1 protein-coding gene is annotated in these 572 nt (G+C 56.1%); it reads left to right on the top strand.

From position 1 onward, the window contains the following. On the top strand, window positions 1-572 hold a 572-nt coding region (locus tag IGS58_RS28985; protein WP_268989993.1), incomplete at both ends, for an EF-Tu/IF-2/RF-3 family GTPase.

The following is a 572-nucleotide window of genomic DNA, read 5'->3' as shown; positions in this document are numbered from 1 at the left end:
CTGGATGCATACATCCCAACGCCAGAGCGCGCTGTTGATGGTGCTTTCCTGATGCCAGTGGAAGACGTGTTCTCGATCTCGGGTCGCGGTACCGTTGTGACCGGTCGTATCGAGCGCGGCATTGTTAAAGTCGGCGAAGAGATCGAAATCGTCGGTATCACCGATACCGTCAAAACGACTTGCACCGGCGTGGAAATGTTCCGCAAACTGCTGGACCAAGGTCAAGCTGGCGACAACGTTGGTCTGCTGCTGCGCGGCACCAAGCGTGAAGACGTGCAACGTGGTCAAGTTCTGGCAAAACCAGGCTCGATCAAGCCGCATGCACACTTCACCGGCGAGATCTATGTTCTGTCGAAAGACGAAGGCGGCCGTCATACGCCATTCTTCAACAACTATCGTCCACAGTTCTACTTCCGTACGACGGACGTAACCGGTTCGATCGAGTTGCCAGCAGACAAAGAAATGGTCATGCCAGGCGATAACGTGTCGATCACCGTCAAGCTGATCAACCCGATCGCGATGGAAGAAGGTCTGCGCTTCGCTATCCGCGAAGGCGGCCGTACCGTCGGCGC

Origin of the sequence: Janthinobacterium sp. EB271-G4-7A (genome assembly GCF_020858075.1) — a bacterium.
GTDB classification, from domain to species: domain Bacteria; phylum Pseudomonadota; class Gammaproteobacteria; order Burkholderiales; family Burkholderiaceae_D; genus Janthinobacterium; species Janthinobacterium lividum.
Note: the sequence above shows the minus strand (reverse complement) of the source record. Positions and strands in the feature narration are given on the sequence as shown.